The 20,198-nt window shown below is 43.3% G+C and carries 14 protein-coding genes, 1 tRNA gene and 6 pseudogenes; 20 read left to right on the plus strand and 1 reads right to left on the minus strand.

Annotation, left to right across the window (positions count from 1 at the left end; genetic code table 11):
• Positions 1 to 80: 80 nt before the first annotated feature.
• The 6 genes and pseudogenes from trxB to RCG23_RS15280 all read left to right on the plus strand — a co-directional run bounded on the left by trxB (position 81) and on the right by RCG23_RS15280 (position 5,133).
• Positions 81 to 1,030: pseudogene (gene trxB, locus RCG23_RS15255) on the plus strand (thioredoxin-disulfide reductase).
• A 340-nt stretch (positions 1,031 to 1,370) separates the two neighbouring features.
• Positions 1,371 to 1,829 (plus strand): NUDIX hydrolase, encoded by a 459-nt coding sequence (locus tag RCG23_RS15260; RefSeq protein WP_308176415.1) that lies wholly within the window; start codon positions 1,371 to 1,373, stop codon positions 1,827 to 1,829.
• A 123-nt stretch (positions 1,830 to 1,952) separates the two neighbouring features.
• Positions 1,953 to 2,849: an RNase adapter RapZ gene (rapZ, locus tag RCG23_RS15265; RefSeq protein ID WP_308176416.1), complete on the plus strand. Its 897-nt coding sequence runs from the start codon at positions 1,953 to 1,955 to the stop codon at positions 2,847 to 2,849.
• The gene (locus RCG23_RS15270; protein WP_308176417.1) at positions 2,842 to 3,828 is read left to right on the plus strand and encodes a gluconeogenesis factor YvcK family protein; all 987 of its coding nucleotides are present in this window, start codon (positions 2,842 to 2,844) and stop codon (positions 3,826 to 3,828) included. Before rapZ ends, RCG23_RS15270 begins: the two co-directional genes overlap by 8 nt.
• Positions 3,829 to 3,871: 43 nt before the next feature.
• Positions 3,872 to 4,822, plus strand: a complete 951-nt coding sequence (whiA, locus tag RCG23_RS15275; RefSeq protein ID WP_308176418.1) for a DNA-binding protein WhiA — start codon at positions 3,872 to 3,874, stop codon at positions 4,820 to 4,822.
• Between the two features lie 53 nt (positions 4,823 to 4,875).
• Complete coding sequence (locus RCG23_RS15280; protein WP_308176419.1) at positions 4,876 to 5,133, plus strand: HPr family phosphocarrier protein; 258 nt, start codon at positions 4,876 to 4,878, stop codon at positions 5,131 to 5,133.
• A gap of 50 nt (positions 5,134 to 5,183) precedes the next feature.
• Here the strand turns inward: RCG23_RS15280 and clpP are convergent, their stop codons facing one another.
• Positions 5,184 to 5,792 carry an ATP-dependent Clp endopeptidase proteolytic subunit ClpP gene (gene clpP, locus RCG23_RS15285; RefSeq protein ID WP_308176420.1) on the minus strand — a complete coding sequence of 203 codons (609 nt, stop codon included), beginning with the start codon at positions 5,790 to 5,792 and terminating at the stop codon, positions 5,184 to 5,186.
• Between the two features lie 285 nt (positions 5,793 to 6,077).
• Between clpP and RCG23_RS15290 the strand changes: the two genes are divergently transcribed.
• From RCG23_RS15290 to RCG23_RS15355, 14 genes and pseudogenes are all read left to right on the plus strand, one after another.
• A tRNA-Arg gene (locus RCG23_RS15290) sits at positions 6,078 to 6,149 on the plus strand.
• Between the two features lie 1,188 nt (positions 6,150 to 7,337).
• Complete coding sequence (locus RCG23_RS15295; protein ID WP_308176421.1) at positions 7,338 to 7,871, plus strand: RNA polymerase factor sigma-54; 534 nt, start codon at positions 7,338 to 7,340, stop codon at positions 7,869 to 7,871.
• Positions 7,777 to 8,670 carry an RNA polymerase factor sigma-54 gene (rpoN, locus tag RCG23_RS15300; protein ID WP_308176422.1) on the plus strand — a complete coding sequence of 298 codons (894 nt, stop codon included), beginning with the start codon at positions 7,777 to 7,779 and terminating at the stop codon, positions 8,668 to 8,670. Before RCG23_RS15295 ends, rpoN begins: the two co-directional genes overlap by 95 nt.
• Positions 8,671 to 8,683: 13 nt before the next feature.
• Positions 8,684 to 8,941, plus strand: coding sequence for a glutaredoxin family protein (locus RCG23_RS15305; protein ID WP_308176423.1), 258 nt, complete (start codon positions 8,684 to 8,686; stop codon positions 8,939 to 8,941).
• A gap of 131 nt (positions 8,942 to 9,072) precedes the next feature.
• Positions 9,073 to 10,095, plus strand: a complete 1,023-nt coding sequence (locus tag RCG23_RS15310) for a sugar-binding transcriptional regulator (RefSeq protein WP_308176424.1) — start codon at positions 9,073 to 9,075, stop codon at positions 10,093 to 10,095.
• 49 nt (positions 10,096 to 10,144) lie between these two features.
• Positions 10,145 to 11,152 (plus strand): type I glyceraldehyde-3-phosphate dehydrogenase, encoded by a 1,008-nt coding sequence (gene gap, locus RCG23_RS15315; protein WP_308176425.1) that lies wholly within the window; start codon positions 10,145 to 10,147, stop codon positions 11,150 to 11,152.
• Between the two features lie 179 nt (positions 11,153 to 11,331).
• Positions 11,332 to 12,515: pseudogene (gene pgk, locus RCG23_RS15320) on the plus strand (phosphoglycerate kinase).
• Between the two features lie 65 nt (positions 12,516 to 12,580).
• Complete coding sequence (gene tpiA / locus RCG23_RS15325; protein WP_308176426.1) at positions 12,581 to 13,342, plus strand: triose-phosphate isomerase; 762 nt, start codon at positions 12,581 to 12,583, stop codon at positions 13,340 to 13,342.
• Positions 13,335 to 14,866, plus strand: a pseudogene (gene gpmI, locus RCG23_RS15330) (2,3-bisphosphoglycerate-independent phosphoglycerate mutase). Before tpiA ends, gpmI begins: the two are co-directional and overlap by 8 nt.
• Before the next feature lie 51 nt (positions 14,867 to 14,917).
• Positions 14,918 to 16,216, plus strand: coding sequence for a phosphopyruvate hydratase (gene eno, locus RCG23_RS15335; protein ID WP_308176427.1), 1,299 nt, complete (start codon positions 14,918 to 14,920; stop codon positions 16,214 to 16,216).
• A 218-nt stretch (positions 16,217 to 16,434) separates the two neighbouring features.
• Positions 16,435 to 17,810: pseudogene (gene nagE / locus RCG23_RS15340) on the plus strand (N-acetylglucosamine-specific PTS transporter subunit IIBC).
• A gap of 70 nt (positions 17,811 to 17,880) precedes the next feature.
• A pseudogene (locus tag RCG23_RS15345) lies at positions 17,881 to 18,797 on the plus strand (haloacid dehalogenase-like hydrolase).
• Between the two features lie 106 nt (positions 18,798 to 18,903).
• The gene (gene secG, locus RCG23_RS15350) at positions 18,904 to 19,137 is read left to right on the plus strand and encodes a preprotein translocase subunit SecG (protein WP_308176428.1); all 234 of its coding nucleotides are present in this window, start codon (positions 18,904 to 18,906) and stop codon (positions 19,135 to 19,137) included.
• A gap of 310 nt (positions 19,138 to 19,447) precedes the next feature.
• Positions 19,448 to 20,193 (plus strand): annotated as a pseudogene (locus RCG23_RS15355) (alpha/beta hydrolase).
• Positions 20,194 to 20,198: the final 5 nt, after the last annotated feature.

Here is a 20,198-nt window from a genome sequence, read left to right on the forward strand (position 1 = left end):
TTTAACATTGTTTTTATAGGATATAGGTAATAGGAAACAATATTAAATGCCGATTGTCTGGAAAGTAAGGAGTGAGTCAAATGTCTGAAGAAAAAATTTATGACGTAATTATCGCTGGTGCCGGACCTGCCGGAATGACAGCTGCTGTATATACCTCTCGTGCGAACCTGTCTACTCTCATGTTAGAGCGGGGGATACCGGGCGGGCAGATGGCCAATACCGAGGAAGTGGAGAACTATCCTGGGTATGAGCATATTTTAGGGCCTGAACTATCAACAAAAATGTTCGACCATGCTAAGAAATTCGGAGCAGAATATGCTTACGGCGATATTAAAGAAGTGATTGACAATGGCGAATATAAAACGATCGTAGCCGGTTCAAAACAATATAAAGCACGTGCGATTATTATTTCGACCGGGCCGAGTATAAAAAAATCGGTGTTCCTGGGGAAAAAGAGCTTGGCGGCCGTGGTGTATCGTATTGCGCGGTTTGTGATGGTGCATTTTTTAAAGGGAAAGAGCTTGTGGTCATTGGAGGCGGCGATTCTGCTGTTGAAGAAGGTGTGTACCTCACCCGCTTTGCAACAAAAGTAACGATCGTTCACCGCCGCGATGAACTGAGGGCACAGAAAATCCTTCAGGACCGAGCGTTTGCCAATGAGAAGATTGACTTCATCTGGAATCACACAATTAAAGAGATCAAGGATAAGGATGGCAAGGTTGGAAGTGTGACGTTAGTGTCAACTGAAAACGGCGAAGAAACAGAATTCAGGGCAGACGGTGTCTTCATTTATATTGGTATGGTGCCACTTTCTAAGCCTTTTGAAAGCCTTGGGATTACAAATGAAAATGGCTATATCGAAACAAATGACCTGATGGAAACAAAGGTTCCTGGTATTTTTGCTGCCGGTGATATCCGTGAAAAAACGCTCCGTCAAATCGTTACGGCGACAGGCGATGGCAGTATCGCTGCGCAAAGCGCACAGCATTTTGTTGAAGAACTGATAGAAGAACTGAAGGCGAAACAGTAAAATTTGTCTGTTTCTGACAGACAAGCTTACAAAGTTTTCACAAAAAAGTAATCCGCTTTTAATTCTCCTGTAACAGTAGTGAAATAATGAAAGGGTACAATAAAGTTAGAAATTGACCCCCTTTTAAAAAATATAATCCTTTTCAAACACAGGTGAGTAGCCTGTGTTCTTTTTTTATATCAATCCCCTTTGTGATGAAAGAGAAATTTTTCCGGCTGAATTTTGCGTAATATTACTTTTCTGTTCATTGTGACAGCATATTAAAAATAGTATAATGTAAAGAATCGATATTCGCGTTTTCTGCGAATTACATAGCGTCAGGAACGTTGAGGTGGATAATGTGCAGCGAGTCACCAATTGTGTTTTGCTGAAGGAAAATCAACTATTATTGCTTCAAAAACCGCGGCGTGGATGGTGGGTAGCCCCGGGCGGTAAAATGGAGCCAGGAGAATCTGTCCGCGATTCATGTATCCGCGAATACCGCGAAGAAACAGGCATATATTTAAAGAATCCCCAATTAAAAGGGATCTTTACGTTTATCATGCAGGAAAACAGCCAAATCATTTCCGAATGGATGATGTTTACGTTCATGGCATCAGATTCGGATGGTATGCTTGTCGAGGAGTGCGAGGAAGGGAAGCTTGAATGGCATCCGGTAGATAAGCTCCAGACACTGCCAATGGCTGCAGGCGATTATCATATCCTCGATTATATGATTCATGGCAAGGGAATTATTTACGGGACATTTACGTATACAAAGGATTTTGAATTACTTAGCTATAGATTGGACCCGAGTTAATACTAGATTATTGTCTAGCTCCAGGCGCCATCGGCACGAGTGTTGTTACCAAGTGCCGTAACAACCTTGGTCATTAGCCGAAAAACGGGCGCCTTGCGCTTTTCTTATTAGGGGGAATTAAAAATGAGTACCGGTGCTGCCAGCGATATGCAAATGGTGATTATAACAGGGATGTCTGGAGCAGGAAAGACTGTTGCGATTCAAAGCTTTGAGGATTTGGGCTTCTTCTGTGTAGATAATCTGCCGCCGACATTGCTGCCGAAATTTTTAGAACTTATGAAGGAATCTGGCAATAAAATGAATAAGGTGGCACTGGTAATGGATTTGCGGGGGCGCGAATTTTTTGATCACCTTTTTAAAGCCCTTGATGATTTAGCGGAAACATCCTGGGTGACTCCGCAGATCCTTTTTCTTGATGCGGATGACTCATCACTGGTCAGAAGGTATAAAGAGACACGCCGGTCGCACCCTCTCGCTCCATCAGGCCTTCCACTTGAAGGAATTAAATTGGAGCGTGACTTGCTCGAGGAAATGAAGGGAAGGGCTCAGCTCATTTACAATACTTCACAAATGAAGCCAAAAGAGCTGCGCGAAAAAATATTAAGCGAATTTACAACAAATAATAAAACAACTTTTACTGTCAATGTCATGTCATTTGGATTTAAACATGGCATTCCGATTGATGCGGATCTTGTTTTTGACGTGCGTTTCCTGCCAAATCCGCATTATATCGACTATATGAGGCGAAAAACAGGATTGGATGCAGAGGTTTCAGGCTATGTATTAAAGTGGAGCGAAACACAAAAGTTTCTTGAGAAGGTAACAGAGCTGCTCAGCTTCATGCTTCCCCATTATAAGCGGGAAGGAAAAGCCCAGCTGGTCATTGCCATCGGATGTACAGGAGGCCAGCATCGTTCTGTTGCGCTCGCTGAGTATTTAGGGAACTTTTTCAAAACTGACTACCATACCTGCATTACTCATCGTGACATTGAGAGAAGAAAGGAAAAACAAAATGACTAAAGAAGGACAGCCAAGGATCGTCATTATTGGCGGCGGTACAGGATTGCCAGTTTTATTGAGAGGGCTGAAAAAGTACCCTGTCGATATCACGGCGATTGTCACCGTGGCAGATGACGGGGGCAGCTCAGGAAGGCTGCGGGATGATTTGCATATTCCGCCTCCAGGCGATATCCGAAATGTGCTGGCTGCTTTATCTGATGTGGAGCCTCTCATTGAGGAGATGTTCCAGCATCGTTTTAAGACATCGAATGAGTTATCGGGGCATTCGCTTGGGAATCTTATATTGGCCGCAATGACATCGATTACGGGCAATTTTGTCCATGCGATTCAGGAAATGAGCAAGGTTTTGAATGTGAACGGAAAAGTGCTTCCTGCCGCTAATCAAAGCGTCGTGCTTCACGCGGAAATGGAAGATGGGACCGTCGTTTCTGGTGAATCGAAAATTCCTTTCTCAGGGAAAAAAATAAAAAAAGTATTTTTAACGGCGCCAGAGAAAATCCGGCCTTTGCCTGAAACTCTTCTGGCAATTAATCAGGCAGATTTGATTATTATTGGGCCTGGCAGTTTATATACAAGCATTCTACCTAATCTGCTCGTGCCCGGGCTTGGCAGTGAAGTCTGCAAATCGAAGGCAAAAAGGGTTTATATCTGCAATTTGATGACCCAGGCCGGCGAAACGCATGGTTATTCCGCGAGTGAGCACGTCAAGGCCATCTATGATCATATGGATTGTGCGTTCATTGATACCATCCTTGTGAATAATGAGGAAGTTCCTCAGGATATCCAGCTTCGTTATAATGAAGAGCTTGCTATTCCGGTTGTTTATGACATGCCGAAGCTTTATGAGCTTGGCCTTGAAGTCGTCCATGGAGATATCGCGATCCAGGATAACAGCGCCATTAGGCATGATCCGAAAAAGGTTGCAGAAATTTTATATTCTTTGCTAATAAATGAAACCAAAAAACGTTTTAATGCGTAATACCATTATGCAAACGTTTGTCTATAGATAAGGGGGTGAAGGGATGTCTTTCGCTTCGGAAACGAAAAAAGAGCTGACCAACCTGGAGTTGAAGCCTTGCTGCAGTAAATCAGAACTTTCAGCCCTGATCCGAATGAACGGCTCGCTTTCTTTTTCAAATCGAAAGCTGGTCGTTGATATTCAAACGGAGAATGCTGCGATCGCAAGAAGAATTTATACACTTATAAAAAAGAACTATGGTGTTCAGGTTGAGCTTCTTGTCAGGAAAAAAATGCGTTTGAAAAAGAACAATGTTTATATTGTCCGGTTAAATGAAGATGCGCGCAATATTTTGGAGGATTTGAAAATCCTTGGTGAAGGATTTACCTTCGTCCACGATATTTCCAAAGAATTGGTGAAAAAGAAGTGTTGTAAGCGCTCTTATTTACGAGGTGCATTTCTGGCCGGAGGTTCCGTCAATAATCCGGAGACTTCATCCTATCATTTGGAGATTTTTTCACTTTATAAGGAACACAATGATTCCTTATGCGAGTTAATGAATACTTTTGACCTGAACAGTAAGACACTGGAACGGAAAAAAGGGTATATCACGTACTTGAAGGAAGCTGAAAAAATCACGGAATTCCTTAATATCATTGGTGCGCATTTGGCGCTCCTCCGTTTTGAGGATGTGAGAATCGTCAGGGATATGAGAAACTCTGTTAACCGTCTCGTTAACTGCGAAACCGCCAATTTGAATAAAACCGTGGGAGCAGCATTAAGGCAAGTTGAAAACATCCGTTTCATTAACGAAACGGTCGGGCTTCATATTTTACCTGAAAAGCTGAGGGAAATTGCGGAGCTCCGGGTGACGTACCAGGATGTGACCTTAAAGGAACTCGGTGAAATGGTTTCGGGAAGTGCAATCAGCAAGTCGGGAATTAACCATCGCTTAAGGAAAATTGATGAGATTGCCGATAAATTAAGAGCAGGGGAATTCTCTGCAAAAAAATAGACTTAAAAAAGATTTGTAAAGCTTGTAATAAAATATAGAGGAGGAATTGTGTGATGGTTGAAAAACAAGTGGAAGTAAAATTGAAAACAGGTCTTCAAGCGCGGCCGGCAGCTTTATTCGTTCAGGAAGCGAACAGATTTTCATCTGATATTTTTCTTGAAAAAGAAGGAAAAAAGGTAAACGCAAAAAGTATCATGGGTCTAATGAGCCTTGCGGTTGGTTCTGGCGCTTTGATCAATGTGATTGCGGAAGGAAATGACGAAGCAGATGCACTCGAAGCACTGACGCAATTTATTCAAAAAGAGAGCTAATAAAAAGGTCTGGCCAATGCGGCCAGACCTTAATTTTTGCCAAATGGCGATTATAGGCTATCTTTCTTTGCTTCGTTAGGGTTACGTGTAATGATATGGTCAACCAAACCGTATTCTTTCGCTCTATCAGCAGTCATGAAATTATCGCGGTCTGTATCCTTAGCGATGACATCAAGTGGCTGGCCAGTGCGCTCAGATAAGATTCCGTTAAGCTTTTCACGAAGGAACAAGATGCGTTTTGCAGCAATCTCGATTTCCGTTGCCTGGCCCTGTGCTCCGCCAAGTGGCTGATGGATCATAACTTCTGCATTTGGAAGGGCATAACGCTTGCCTTTTGTTCCAGCAGCGAGAAGGAAGGCACCCATGGATGCAGCCATACCGATACAGATTGTCTGCACATCTGGCTTAATGAACTGCATTGTATCATAAATCGCCATACCAGCAGTGATGCTGCCGCCAGGGCTGTTAATGTAAATAGATATATCCTTTTCAGGATTTTCTGCTTCAAGGAATAGCAGCTGTGCTACAATAGAGTTTGCAACATGGTCGTCAATTCCGCTGCCGAGCATAATGATACGGTCTTTTAAAAGGCGGGAGTAGATGTCGTATGCTCTTTCGCCCCGATTTGTTTGTTCAATAACTGTAGGGATTAAATTCATTTTTCTTCCTCCTTTAATCTGAAAGGTTCATCATGCCGAAAAAGGCTGATTCATAAAAACTTATGTATTGTTATCATATCACTCATGGTCAATAAAGGTCAAACAATTCACACTGTAGTGGTGCCCGATTCGTTCGACAATATTTCATGGAAATGATAATCACTCCGTATCCATCTTACCCAACATCGCCCATTTTAAACATATTCTGTACTTGCAAAGAGCTAAAACATGTCATATAATATGAAAGCGTCAGTTGGAGAGCAAGCGCTCCAGATTTATTACTTTGCCCTCGTGGTGCAACGGATAGCACGTAAGATTCCGGTTCTTGAGATGTGGGTTCGATTCCTGCCGAGGGCGTACCAAAAGACCTTCTTCCTTTTTATAAGGGAGGAGGTCTTTTTTTAGGCTGTTTTCGTATACTTTGTTGCTATTTAAGGAGTAGTTGATTTTCACTCCAGGATGCTCGCTTTCCGCGGGGCGGGAGGTGAGCCTCCTCGGCGCACAGCGCCTGTGGGGTCTCACCTGTCCCGCTGCTCCCGCAGGACGTTGAATCAGCTTCCTAGAATCAACACCGCACGAAGGAAATGCGAGAGCATTTTCGAGGAGCTCGCACCTTCCGCTCCAATCAACTTCGTTTTCAACGATTTGCTTTTAAAAACCTATTTATAAAACAATAATCTTTTAGAAAACGGCCTTTTTCATGATCGAGTAGCCTTTTTCAGAGAGACAGCTGTGTATTTAGTTGTAAAGCTGCAGATTAATGTTCTCGCGAAATACAATAGAATTCCCGCGAGAAAAATTACATAATCGGCGAAATAAATTGCTAATCCGGTGAGATTCTTCTCGAAAGCCGCGAGAAAGCCCTTGCTTCCTCCAGAGAAGAGTCTAGGTTGCCAGGGCAAAGGAAGCCGGCTATAGCGGTTCCGCGAAATAAAATAGAATTCCCGCGAGATTATCCCGGATTCCCGCGAGATAAATTACATAATCGGCGAAATAAATTGTTAATCCGGCGAGATTCCTCTCGAAACCCGCGAGAAAGCCCTTGCTTCCTCCAGAGAAGAGTCTAGGTTTCCAGGGCAAAGGAAGCCGGCTATAGCGGTTCCGCGAAATAAAATAGAATTCCCGCGAGATTATCCCGGATTCCCGCGAGATAAATTACATAATCGGCGAAATAAATTGTTAATCCGGCGAGATTCCTCTCGAAACCCGCGAGAAAGCCCTTGCTTCCTCCAGAGAAGAGTCTAGGTTTCCAGGGCAAAGGAAGCCGGCTATAGCGGTTCCGCGAAATAAAATAGAATTCCCGCGAGATTATCCCGGATTCCCGCGAGATAAATTACATAATCGGCGAAATAAATTGTTAATCCGGCGAGATTCCTCTCGAAACCCGCGAGAAAATCCGTTTCAAGTATCGAAGCCGAGTCGCTACACTACAAAAATTCATCTAAGAAACGAGATTCTTCCTTAAAAATTAAATTTCTCTGCCAGATTCTTACCATACACCAAACCTCCGTCATATTGTAAAATAAGGAACAGGGGGAATGCGCGATGAACATGAAAGCGGGATTATGGCAGCAGCAAACTTTGAAGCTGGCGATGACACAGGAGCTGACGCAGGCGATTGCGTTATTGCAATATACGACGCAGGAACTGACTGCTTTTTTGGAAAATAAGGCGCTCGAAAATCCCCTTTTGCAGATTGAACCGGGGAATGTCCAGCCGATGAACCCTTTGCAGGACAGAAGCCGCCGCACGCTGAAAAGGGCTGTAAAGGACAAGAATGACTGGATTGAGCAGCTGGCGGAAAATTCATTCTCACTTGAAGAGCATTTAATCTCCCAACTAAATTTAAAAGAACATAAAAATGAACAATTAAAAATACTTCGTTACTTGATTAATAATATTGATGTAAACGGTTACTTCACAGGTGGTACGGACGAGGCTGCTGCGGCCCTTCAAACACCGACAGAAAAAGTGGAGGAAGGGCTTGTGCTTCTTCAAGCTGCTCGAGCCGGCGGGAATCGCAGCCCGAAGCCTTCAGGAATGCTTAATGATACAATTGCAAAGAGAGTATCCCGATGAGGAACTCGCCAATACCATTGTCGCAAGCCATTTTATTCCCTTTGCCGAAAAAAAGTGGAAAGCACTTGCAAAGGAATTAAGCGTTTCACTTAAGGAAATACAAATGGTATTCGATTTGGTCCAGACACTAAATCCACGTCCGGGAGCAGAATACCGCCAGGAAAAGACGTCATTTGTCATTCCTGATGCGGTGATTGAAGTGGCAGATGGAGAATTGACGGTTCTCACCCATGACGATCCGCTTCCTAAGATCAGTTTTAATGCAACCTATTATAAACAACTATCCGCTTCAGGTGACGAGCAGGTCAGCCGTTTTCTGCATGAAAAGGTCCATGATTATCAGTGGATTTTAAAGAGCATTGAACAAAGAAGGGAAACGTTAACTAAGGTTGTTATGAAAATAGCCGAAAAACAGCCGCTATTTTTTCAAAAAGGTCCTAACTACCTCAAGCCGATGACGATGAAGGAGGTTGCTCAGGAACTGGATATCCATGAGTCGACCGTCAGCAGGGCGGTCCGGGAAAAATATGTGCAAACCCCGGCAGGGACATTCGAGCTGAGATCTTTTTTTACGAGTACGATCCAAACTGTTGCTGATGAAAGTACTTCTTCATCTACAGTCAAGAATGCCATCTCACTTTTAATAGAAAATGAGAATAAGCAAAAACCTCTTTCAGACCAGGAAATTGTGGAATACTTAAAAAATACGGATGGGATGGTTGTCTCTAGAAGGACTGTGGCAAAATACCGTGACCAGCTTGGTATACCATCTTCATCTAAACGAAAAAGATACGAATGAAGGGAGACTCCACATGAAACAAACCGTTCTGACTTTTTATACACGCCGGCGCTGCCCTCTTTGCGAAAAAGCAAAATCGGAGCTGATGGAGCTGCAAAATGAGCATCCATTTTTATTTGAAGAAATCGATATTGAAGAAAGTGATGAGTTAACCGAACAATACGGCTTGATGATTCCGGTCTTTGTTTTGGACGGTGAAGAGGTAGGATTCGGGCACGTTAATAAATTTGACATAAGTAAACGGTTACAAGAAAAAACCCTATCCTTATGAGTTGAAATAGGTTAACACTCCTGTTAGAATGATAACTGTAGCAGGGGTGATTTTTTTTACCCGCGGCGGGACATAATATGTCTATGCGGGACATTTAAAGTCCAACTGCTTTGTAAAGGAGCTAGGCTCTCATGCAATCGATAATTGATATTCAAAGAAAATTATTACCCGATCTTCTTCATGTCATGCGAAAAAGGTACGCAATTCTTCATTACATAGGTTTCATGCAGCCTGTTGGCAGAAGAAGCCTGGCAGTCAGTCTTGGTTCGACCGAAAGAATCCTGCGTGCTGAGGTCGATTTTTTAAAAGACCAGAACTTAATTTCCGCTAATAATATTGGAATGAGTTTAACGCCTGAAGGGAAAAATTTATTGGAAAGCCTGGAAAGCTTAATGCGCGAGCTGACGGGTATAGATGTACTGGAGCAGGAATTGAAGAAGCTTCTGGAAATCCGGAAGGTCGTCATCGTCCCAGGCAACAGTGATCAGTCCCCGCTTGTTAAAAGCGAATTAGGAAAAGCCAGTGCCAATTGCATGAAGAAGCTGCTCGCAGGAAAAAATATCATCGCTATAACTGGCGGATCCACCATGGCTGCCATTGCAGAATGGCTGACTCCCGATTTTGGGAATAAAGAATTGCTCTTTGTCCCTGCACGCGGCGGCATCGGTGAGGATGTCCAGAATCAGGCAAACACCATCTGCGCGATTATGGCTGGAAATGCGAATGCGAAGCACAGGGTATTTTATGTTCCTGATCAGGTTAGTATGGAGATTTATGAATCCTTTATAAAAGAACCGCTTATTCACGAGGTTCTCGGATTGATTAAATCGGCCAGCATGGTTTTGCACGGCATTGGGGAAGCTATTCCAATGGCTGAGCGCAGGAAGACAAGTGCTGAGGATTTGGAAAAGATCGAGAAGGGGAAAGCGGTCGGTGAAGCTTTTGGGTACTACTTCAACGAAGAGGGCGACATCGTCCATAAGGTACTCACGATTGGCCTTCAGCTGGATGACCTTGCCCGCATTCCAAATGTAATAGCCGTTGCCGGCGGAGAATCAAAAGCAAAGGCAATCCGCGCTTATATGAAACAGGCACCACCCTCTACCATCTTAATTACAGATGAAGGGGCAGCAAGAACGTTATTAAAAGGGTAATCCCTTTATATAAAATATAATCCTTAACCAAATAAAGGAGGAAATTAACATGGCAGTAAAAGTTGGTATTAACGGATTTGGACGAATTGGACGTAATGTATTCCGCGCGGCATTGAAAAATTCTAACGTGGAAGTAGTAGCGGTAAATGACTTAACAGATGCAAACACTTTGGCGCATCTTTTAAAATATGACACAGTGCATGGTAAATTAGAGGAGAATGTAACGGTTGACGGTGAGTACCTGGTTGTTGGTTCTCACAAAGTTAAGGTTCTTGCTGAAAGAGATCCTGCACAATTAGGCTGGGGCGATCTTGGTGTAGACGTAGTTATTGAATCTACAGGCCGTTTTACAAAGCGTTCAGACGCTGCAAAACATTTAGAAGCTGGTGCGAAAAAGGTTATCATTTCTGCTCCTGCAACTGATGAAGATATCACAATTGTTATGGGTGTTAACAATGACAAGTACGATGCAGCTAACCACCACGTTATTTCAAACGCATCTTGTACAACTAACTGTTTAGCTCCATTTGCAAAAGTACTTAATGATAAATTTGGTATCAAGCGTGGAATGATGACAACTGTTCACTCTTACACAAATGACCAGCAAATTCTTGACCTTCCGCATAAAGACCTTCGTCGTGCTCGTGCAGCTGCGGAAAATATTATCCCAACATCAACAGGTGCAGCAAAAGCTGTTTCACTAGTATTGCCTGAATTAAAAGGTAAATTAAACGGTGGCGCTATGCGTGTTCCAACTCCAAACGTATCATTAGTTGACCTTGTTGCTGAATTAGATAAAGACGTAACAGTTGATGAAGTGAACGCAGCTCTTAAAGCAGCATCAGAAGGCGAATTAAAAGGTATTCTTGGATACAGTGAAGAGCCACTTGTTTCTACCGACTACAATGGCAACCCAGATTCTTCTACTATTGATGCTCTTTCTACAATGGTTATGGAAGGCAGCATGGTAAAAGTTATCTCTTGGTACGATAACGAAAGTGGTTACTCTCACCGTGTCGTTGACCTTGTTGACTTCATCGCTAAAAAAGGACTTTAATTCTTAAAACCCGTCATTCATGGGTATGATTGGATATCCTGTTGGCGAAAGTCTATAATAATTAAAGTGAAACTTATGCAAGCTTTTTAAGGGGGAGCGGGGGTGATTCCCCTCTCCCTTTTATTGTTCGGCGCCCGTTAAAGGCGCTTATGCATTTCAATTTAGGAGGTCCTTTTGCTATGAACAAGAAATCGATTAAAGATGTAGATGTAAAAGGGAAACGCGTTTTTTGCCGGGTAGACTTCAACGTACCGATGCAGGACGGAAAAATCACCGATGAAACACGTATCAGCGCTGCACTGCCAACAATCAATTATTTGGTTGAGCAGGGTGCAAAGGTCATTTTAGCGAGCCACTTTGGTCGTCCAAAAGGCAAAGTAGTCGAAGAAATGCGCTTAACTCCTGTAGCGAAACGCCTTGGTGAGCTTCTTGGAAAAGATGTTCGAAAAGCGGATGAAGCATATGGCGATGAAGTTAAAAAGGAAATCGAAGCCATGAACGAAGGCGACGTTCTGCTGCTTGAGAATGTCCGTTTCTATCCTGGTGAAGAAAAGAATGATCCTGAATTGGCTAAGGCTTTCGCAGAGCTTGCCGATGTGTATGTGAACGATGCTTTCGGAGCTGCACACAGGGCACACGCTTCCACTGAAGGAGTCGCTCATCATCTGCCGGCTGTTGCAGGATTATTAATGGAAAAAGAAATTGAAGTATTAGGCAAGGCGCTATTCAATCCTGAACGCCCGTTCACAGCCATTATTGGCGGTGCAAAGGTTAAGGATAAAATCGGCGTTATTGATAATCTTTTAGAAAAGGTTGATAACCTTATCATTGGCGGCGGATTGGCTTATACCTTTGTTAAGGCACAGGGCCATGGAGTCGGCAAATCACTTCTTGAGGAAGATAAGATCGATCTTGCTAATTCCTTTATTCAGAAGGCAAAAGAAAAAGGCGTCAATTTTTATATGCCTGTCGATGTAATCGTGGCGGATGACTTCTCTCCTGATGCGAATACAAAAGAAGTTTCCATCGATTCTATCCCGTCTGACTGGGAAGCACTCGATATCGGCCAAAAACAGCTGCTATATACAGTGATGTCATCAAGAAATCAAAATTGGTTATCTGGAATGGGCGAATGGGCGTATTTGAATTTGATAAGTTTGCCGGCGGTACAAAGGCAGTAGCTGAAGCACTTGCTGAATCTAAGGATACATATTCCGTCATTGGCGGTGGGGATTCTGCGGCAGCTGTTGAAAAGTTCAATCTGGCAGAGCAAATGAGCCATATTTCAACTGGCGGCGGCGCATCACTTGAATTTATGGAAGGCAAGGAACTTCCAGGCGTCGTAGCTTTAAACGATAAATAAGGAAATCCTTTTTAAAAAAGGTCTTTTTCAAAAAGAAAATTGTTAGCAAGAAGGGACGTGCCACCATGCGTAAACCGATTATTGCAGGTAACTGGAAAATGCACAAAACACTTTCTGAAGCGAAAAGCTTTGCAGAGGAAGCAAATGGTCTTGTACCAGGAAAAGATGCAATTGAATCTGTTATTTGTGCACCTGCGTTATTTTTACAGAGCTTAGTGGAATCTACTAAGGGCCACGATGTTGAAATTGGTGCTCAAAACATGCATTTCGAGGAAAAAGGTGCTTTTACAGGAGAAATCAGCCCTGCAGCCCTAGCAGACCTTGGCGTGAAATATGTTATTCTAGGCCACTCTGAACGCCGTGAAATGTTCAATGAAACAGACGAGTCCGTTAACAAAAAAACGCTTGCAGCCTTCAAGTACAATTTAACACCGATTGTCTGCTGCGGCGAAACGCTTGAACAGCGTGAAAACGGAGAAACAAATGACTTCGTTGGAGGCCAAATTAAAGCGGCTTTAGCAGGCTTAAGCGAAGAACAGGTAAAACAAACGGTTATCGCCTATGAACCAATTTGGGCGATCGGAACTGGCAAGTCTTCAACAGCACAGGATGCAAATGAAGTTTGTGCGCATATCCGCAGTGTTGTGGCAGAACAATTCTCCCAGGATGCGGCAGCTGCTGTTAGAATCCAGTACGGCGGAAGCGTAAAGCCTGAAAATATTAAGGAATATATGGCACAGCCGGATATCGATGGTGCATTGGTTGGCGGAGCGAGCCTTGAAGTGCAGTCATTTTTGCAATTACTGGAGGCAGGTAAGTATGAGTAAATCTCCAGTAGCCTTAATCATCCTGGATGGTTTTGGATGCAGAGTCGAATCAAAAGGTAATGCTGTTGCACAGTCGAAAAAACCAAATTTCGACCGTTACTGGAGTGCCTATCCGCATTCCCATCTAACAGCGAGCGGTGAAGCGGTGGGGCTTCCTCAAGGGCAAATGGGGAACTCTGAGGTCGGCCACTTAAATATTGGTGCAGGCCGGATTGTTTACCAAAGCCTTACAAGAGTGAATGTTGCCATCCGTGAAGGTGAATTTGAAAAAAATGAAACCTTTACAGGCGCGATGGAACACGTTAAAAAGAATGGAACGAGTCTGCATCTTTTCGGCCTTTTATCTGATGGAGGGGTTCACAGCCATATAAACCATATGTTTGCTCTCCTGAAGCTGGCTGCGGATGAAGGCGTTGAGAAGGTGTATGTTCATGCCTTCCTCGATGGCCGTGATGTAGGACCAAAAACAGCGGAAACATATATTCAGCAGACGCTGGATAAAATGAAGGAGTATGGGGTTGGCCAATTTGCCACCATCTCAGGCCGCTATTATTCCATGGATAGGGATAAGCGCTGGGAACGAGTGGAAAAGTCTTACCGCGCCATGGTTGATGGTGAAGGGCCAACGTATTCAAGCGCTGAGGAAGTTGTGGAAGATTCATACCGCAATGGAATCTTTGATGAGTTCGTTCTTCCGTCCGTGATCACAGATGAAAACGGACAGCCTGTCGGAACGATTCAGGATAACGATGCAGTTATTTTCTATAACTTCCGTCCTGACCGTGCGATCCAAATTTCTAATACGTTTACAAATGAAGATTTCCGTGCCTTTGACCGTGGCCGAAGCATCCGAAAAATCTGTTCTTCGTCTGCCTGACGCACTTCAGTGAGACAGTTGATGGCTATGTAGCGTTTAAACCGACCAATCTGGATAATACGCTTGGTGAAGTGTTATCCCAGAACGGCTTGAAGCAGCTGCGGATTGCTGAAACGGAAAAATACCCTCATGTAACCTTCTTTATGAGCGGTGGACGTGAGGAAAAGTTCCCTGGCGAAGAGAGAATTTTGATCAATTCTCCAAAAGTAGCGACTTATGACCTTCAGCCTGAAATGAGTGCATATGAAGTCACTGACGCACTTTTAAAGGAAATTGAAGCGGATAACTTTGATGCTATTCTCTTGAATTTTGCCAATCCTGATATGGTAGGCCATTCAGGAATGCTTGAGCCGACCATAAAAGCGATTGAAACCGTTGATGAGTGTCTCGGCAAGATTGTTGATTTAATTATTAAAAAGGGCGGAACAGCCATCATTACTGCTGACCACGGGAATGCCGATGAAGTTGTGACACTTGATGGTGAGCCGATGACCGCACATACTACAAACCCTGTTCCTGTCATCGTAACAAAAGAAGGTGCAGAACTGCGTGAAGGCGGAATCCTTGGCGATCTGGCTCCTACTATGCTAGATTTGTTAGGTGTACAAAAGCCTGCTGAAATGACTGGAAAATCAATTATTAAGTAATCTTTTAATAATATTCTTTTAAAAAATAATTCACTCTAAGGAGATAGACAAATGCCATTTATCGTTGATGTATATGCTCGTGAAGTATTAGATTCCCGCGGAAACCCGACTGTTGAAGTAGAAGTGTTCACTGAATCAGGTGCGTTTGGACGCGCAATGGTGCCAAGCGGTGCCTCTACAGGTGAATATGAAGCTGTTGAGCTTCGTGATGGAGACAAAGGCCGTTACCTTGGTAAAGGTGTAGAAAATGCGGTTAACAACGTAAATGAAATCATTGCTCCATACTTAATTGGAGAAGAGTTCAGCGTTCTTGATCAAGTTTCTGTTGATCATGCTTTAATCGAGCTTGATGGAACTGAAAACAAAGGCAAGTTGGGCGCTAACGCTATCCTTGGTGTTTCCATGGCTGTGGCGCACGCTGCTGCAAACTATCTTGATATTCCTTTATACCAATACCTTGGCGGCTTCAACGCGAAGCAGCTTCCAGTTCCAATGATGAACATCGTTAACGGCGGCGAGCATGCTGATAACAACGTTGACATCCAGGAATTCATGGTAATGCCTGTTGGCGCACCAAGCTTTAAAGAAGCACTTCGCATGGGTGCTGAAATTTTCCATAGCTTAAAGGCTGTATTAAAAGACAAAGGCTTAAACACAGCTGTTGGTGACGAGGGCGGATTTGCTCCAAACCTAGGTTCTAACGAAGAAGCATTGCAAACAATCGTAGCTGCGATCGAAAAAGCTGGCTACAAGCCAGGCGAACAAGTTATGCTTGCAATGGACGCTGCATCTTCTGAGTTCTACAACAAAGAAGACGGAAAATACCATTTATCTGGTGAAGGCGTTGTTAAAACTTCTGCTGAAATGGTTGACTGGTACGAAGAGATGGCTTCTAAATATCCAATCATCTCAATTGAAGATGGTTTGGACGAAAACGACTGGGAAGGCCACAAGCTATTAACTGAACGCCTTGGCAAAAAAGTTCAGCTTGTTGGTGACGACTTGTTCGTAACAAACACGAAGAAGCTTGCTCAAGGAATCGAAAACGGCATTGGAAACTCTATCTTGATCAAAGTTAACCAAATCGGTACGTTGACTGAAACGTTTGACGCAATCGAAATGGCGAAGCGCGCAGGCTACACTGCTGTAATCTCACACCGTTCCGGTGAAACAGAAGACAACACAATTGCTGACATCGCTGTTGCAACAAACGCTGGACAGATCAAAACAGGAGCTCCTTCCCGTACTGACCGCGTAGCTAAATATAACCAATTGCTTCGCATCGAAGACCAATTAGGTGAAACAGCTAAATTCAACGGTATTAAATCTTTCTACAACTTAAGCAAATAATGTAAGTTAAACGGGGTGCACATTGACGAATGTGCATCCTGTTTTTTTGTAGATAAGTAATAGATTATTTAAAATTTTCTAAATTATTTATTTTGATATGACAAAATTCATGATAAAATTAAAAAGCAGTTAAGCTATTTGTCATTAGTTGCCGAAAGTTTAATTGATTTTTTTGAAAGCACTTACATATCTTGTACAAATTGAAAGGAGGTTTTTTTATGTTAGGATTTTTGCAACGTATTGGAAAGTCATTAATGCTTCCTATCGCAGTGTTGCCAGCAGCTGCCCTATTGCTGCGCCTTGGCCAGCCGGACTTATTTAATATTGCCTTTATCTCGGCAGCTGGTGATGCTGTATTTTCAAATTTAGCGCTTATATTTGCCATTGGGGTAGCCATTGGTTTTTCAAAGGACGGCCACGGAGCGGCTGCTCTTGCGGGTGCTATCGGTTACTTTGTATTGACGAAGGGTGCTGTTGCCATCAATGAAACGATTAATATGGGGGTTCTTGGTGGTATTATTTCAGGGATAACGGCGGGATGCTGTATAACCGCTACTCCGAAATTAAGCTTCCGGATTGGCTCGGATTTTTTGGAGGCAGACGTTTTGTGCCAATTGTAACGTCATTAACGATGATTGTCTTAGCTGCCATTTTTGGTTATGTGTGGCCACCGATCCAAGATGGGATCAATAGTGTAGGAAATTGGATTACCGGAGCAGGTGCGATCGGAGTTGGAGTGTTCGGCTTCTTAAACCGTCTTTTGATTCCGCTTGGACTGCATCATGTTCTAAATACTCTCGTATGGTTTGAATTTGGCGATTTCACGAATGCAGCCGGAAAGGTAGTAAAAGGGGATTTAACACGTTTCTTCGCAAAAGACCCTTCTGCCGGTGTATTTATGACAGGATTCTTCCCAATTATGATGTTTGGCCTTCCTGCTGCAGCCATGGCTATGATTGCTGCAGCTAAAAAAGAGCGCAGAAAGACAGTGACTGGAATGCTGATCGGTTTGGCATTCACTTCGTTCTTAACAGGTATCACTGAACCAATCGAATTTTTATTCATGTTCCTATCTCCTGTTCTTTATGTCATTCATGCCGTCCTTACTGGTCTGGCTTTATCGCTAACCTATGTACTCGGAATCCATCATGGCTTTGGTTTTTCTGCGGGGGCTATTGACTATGTCCTAAACTACGGCATTGCGCAAAAGCCGCTCCTTCTCTTAGTAGTAGGTCTCGTTTATGCGGTACTGTATTTCGTCATTTTTTATTTCCTTATTAAAAAGCTTGATCTTAAAACACCAGGACGTGAGGATGAGGTTGAAGGAGAGTTCACGGAGAACTCCTCAGCGAAAGGAAATTACCATCAATTAGCGGTAGGCTATCTTGACGCACTAGGGGGGAAAGAAAACCTCGTAGATATTGATAATTGCGTTACACGCCTGCGTTTGAAGGTGAAAGATTCTAGTGCTGTGGATGAAAGTGAACTCAGAAGACTTGGCGCAAGAGGCGTTATTAAACTAAACAAAACAGATCTTCAGGTGGTCGTTGGAACAGATGTAGAATTTGTGGCCAATGAACTGAAAAAATTGTAACCGTTTTACAATTTACACTCGGCCTGGCGGTTTCGACCGCCAGGTTTTTGAATTTATGGAGGGGATTATGATGAAACGTTTGCTGGATTGCACGGCCTCTGATTTTGAAAAAATGAATGGACAAGACTTAAAACAATCGATTCTCGCCTCAGAAGGCAGAACGATTCTAGCTGAGGTAATCGGGAGCTTTACACCATATTATCCAGCTGTAACAAATGCGGAAATGGCGTCGGCATTTGGAGCGGACATGATTCTTTTAAATTTCTTTGATGTTTTTAATCCTGCCATGGAGGGACTCGCGCAAACCGAGCCGAATGAAATCGTAAGGTCTTTAAAAAAGCTGACTGGACTTCCTGTTGGCCTAAACCTTGAGCCCGTTGATTTGCACGCAAAGCAGCTGGAATCGCTTCTTCAGCTTCCTGAGGGCAGATTGGCAACGGAGGCGTCACTGTATAAAGCGAAAGAATTGGGCTTTGATTTCGTTTGTTTGACTGGTAATCCCAAAACGGGCGTATCGAATTCTGAGATTACAAAAGCCATTCAAAAAGCGAGGCGGATATTTGGTGAAGAGGGTCTTATCATTGCAGGGAAAATGCATGGAGCTGGAGTAGCCGGTGAGACTGGAAGCAGTCTAATGAATGAAGAAGTTCTTCATTCTTTTGTCGAAGCAGGAGCAGATATCATTCTCATACCGTCACCAGGGACTGTTCCTGGTTTTACAATCGAAAAAACGGCAAAATTAGTAGACATTGTTCATGAAAAAGGAGCCCTTGCTATCCTTACCACCGGCACAAGCCAGGAAGGCGCTGATGAGGATACAATGAAGAGAATAGCACTAAACAGTAAAATGGCAGGAGCCGACTTATATCATATTGGTGATGCAGGTGTCGCGGGAATTGCGCTTCCTGAAAATATTACGGCTTATTCAATCGCAGTCAGGGGAAAAGGCATACCTATGTAAGAATGGCCGCGTCTGTCTTAAGATAGTAGCCTTTGTTTAAACCCTGACAAAATAACTAGTATTGTTAAAAGGGAAATAATATGGTAAATTAAAAATACTGTGAAATGTACGTCTTACCAGGAGGTGGCCTTCATGCATGCATTGATCGTAACATTATTAGTAATTGTAAGTATTGCACTTATTGTAGTTGTATTACTTCAATCTGGCAAAAGCGCAGGTTTATCCGGTGCGATTTCCGGGGGAGCAGAGCAATTATTTGGTAAACAAAAAGCTCGTGGGATTGATTTAATCCTACATCGCATTACCGTTGTTTTATCCGTTTTGTTCTTTGTTCTGGCAATTGCCGTGGTATACTTCAAAATCTAATCGGAACGTCCAAACCTGGCTCGGCAGGGTTTTTTTATTGTTTAGAAAATTATAAAATTGAATGAAGTGGATAACTTCTACAAGTTGTATTAATCTAGCTCCGGCGCCCAGCCCCTCGGGGTCATAAGCCAAATCACTCCAGAAATCGGGATTTCCTGCGTGATTCGTCTTATACCTGTCGGGGCTAACCAGGGCGCTTGCGCCTTTTGTTCTTGTTCTAAAACGTTTGAATAAGCCTTTTTTCTGGAATGTTAGAAGGGGCTTTGTTTAAACTAAAAGAAATGAAAGCAAATCAGAGGAGATTTTACATATGAGAATTAAATTGCCTAAACCATTTACATTCGAAGGAGGAAAAAGGGCTGTGCTGCTCCTGCACGGCTTTACCGGAAATTCTGCCGATGTTCGGATGCTCGGCCGTTTCCTCGAAAAAAACGGATATACCTGCCATGCCCCGCACTATAAGGGACATGGTGTTCCTCCCGAGGAATTGGTTCATACCGGCGAGAGGATTGGTGGGAGGATGTTATGAATGGCTATGAATTTTTGAGAAATAACGGCCATGATGAAATTGCCGTAGCAGGGCTGTCGCTTGGCGGCGTATTTTCTCTTAAATTAGGTTACACTGTACCTGTAAAGGGTATTGTTCCGATGTGTGCCCCTATGCATATAAAAAGTGAAGAGGTAATGTATCAGGGAGTCCTTGACTATGCCCGTGAATTTAAAAGGCAAGAAGGAAAATCGGCAGAGCAAATCGAAGAGGAAATGGAGAATTTCAAAAAAACTCCGATGGGAACGCTTAAGGCATTGCAGGGACTGATCAGTGATGTCCGCGAGCATGTGGATATGATTTATGCCCCAACCTTCGTCGTCCAGGCGCGCCACGACCACATGATTAATACGGAGAGCGCCAATATTATTTATAATGAAGTGGAATCGGATGTTAAAGAGCTTAAATGGTATGAGGAATCAGGGCATGTCATCACACTGGATAAAGAGCGCGAGCAGCTTCATGAGGATGTTTATGCGTTTTTAGAAAGGCTTGACTGGAAAGACTGATAATA

The sequence above is a fragment of the Neobacillus sp. PS3-34 genome, assembly GCF_030915465.1.
Taxonomy (GTDB): Bacteria; Bacillota; Bacilli; order Bacillales; family Cytobacillaceae; genus Neobacillus_A.

Excerpts from the sequence above, each read along its gene's own strand:
- RCG23_RS15310 (WP_308176424.1), top strand. The coding sequence starts at position 9,073 with ATGCAATCGATAATTGATATTCAAAGAAAATTATTACCCGATCTTCTT.
- RCG23_RS15295 (WP_308176421.1), top strand. The coding sequence starts at position 7,338 with ATGAACATGAAAGCGGGATTATGGCAGCAGCAAACTTTGAAGCTGGCG.
- RCG23_RS15305 (WP_308176423.1), top strand. The coding sequence starts at position 8,684 with ATGAAACAAACCGTTCTGACTTTTTATACACGCCGGCGCTGCCCTCTT.
- tpiA (WP_308176426.1), top strand. The coding sequence starts at position 12,581 with ATGCGTAAACCGATTATTGCAGGTAACTGGAAAATGCACAAAACACTT.
- gap (WP_308176425.1), top strand. The coding sequence starts at position 10,145 with ATGGCAGTAAAAGTTGGTATTAACGGATTTGGACGAATTGGACGTAAT.
- RCG23_RS15280 (WP_308176419.1), top strand. The coding sequence starts at position 4,876 with ATGGTTGAAAAACAAGTGGAAGTAAAATTGAAAACAGGTCTTCAAGCG.
- secG (WP_308176428.1), top strand. The coding sequence starts at position 18,904 with ATGCATGCATTGATCGTAACATTATTAGTAATTGTAAGTATTGCACTT.
- RCG23_RS15270 (WP_308176417.1), top strand. The coding sequence starts at position 2,842 with ATGACTAAAGAAGGACAGCCAAGGATCGTCATTATTGGCGGCGGTACA.
- rapZ (WP_308176416.1), top strand. The coding sequence starts at position 1,953 with ATGAGTACCGGTGCTGCCAGCGATATGCAAATGGTGATTATAACAGGG.
- clpP (WP_308176420.1), bottom strand. The coding sequence starts at position 5,792 with ATGAATTTAATCCCTACAGTTATTGAACAAACAAATCGGGGCGAAAGA.
- whiA (WP_308176418.1), top strand. The coding sequence starts at position 3,872 with ATGTCTTTCGCTTCGGAAACGAAAAAAGAGCTGACCAACCTGGAGTTG.
- eno (WP_308176427.1), top strand. The coding sequence starts at position 14,918 with ATGCCATTTATCGTTGATGTATATGCTCGTGAAGTATTAGATTCCCGC.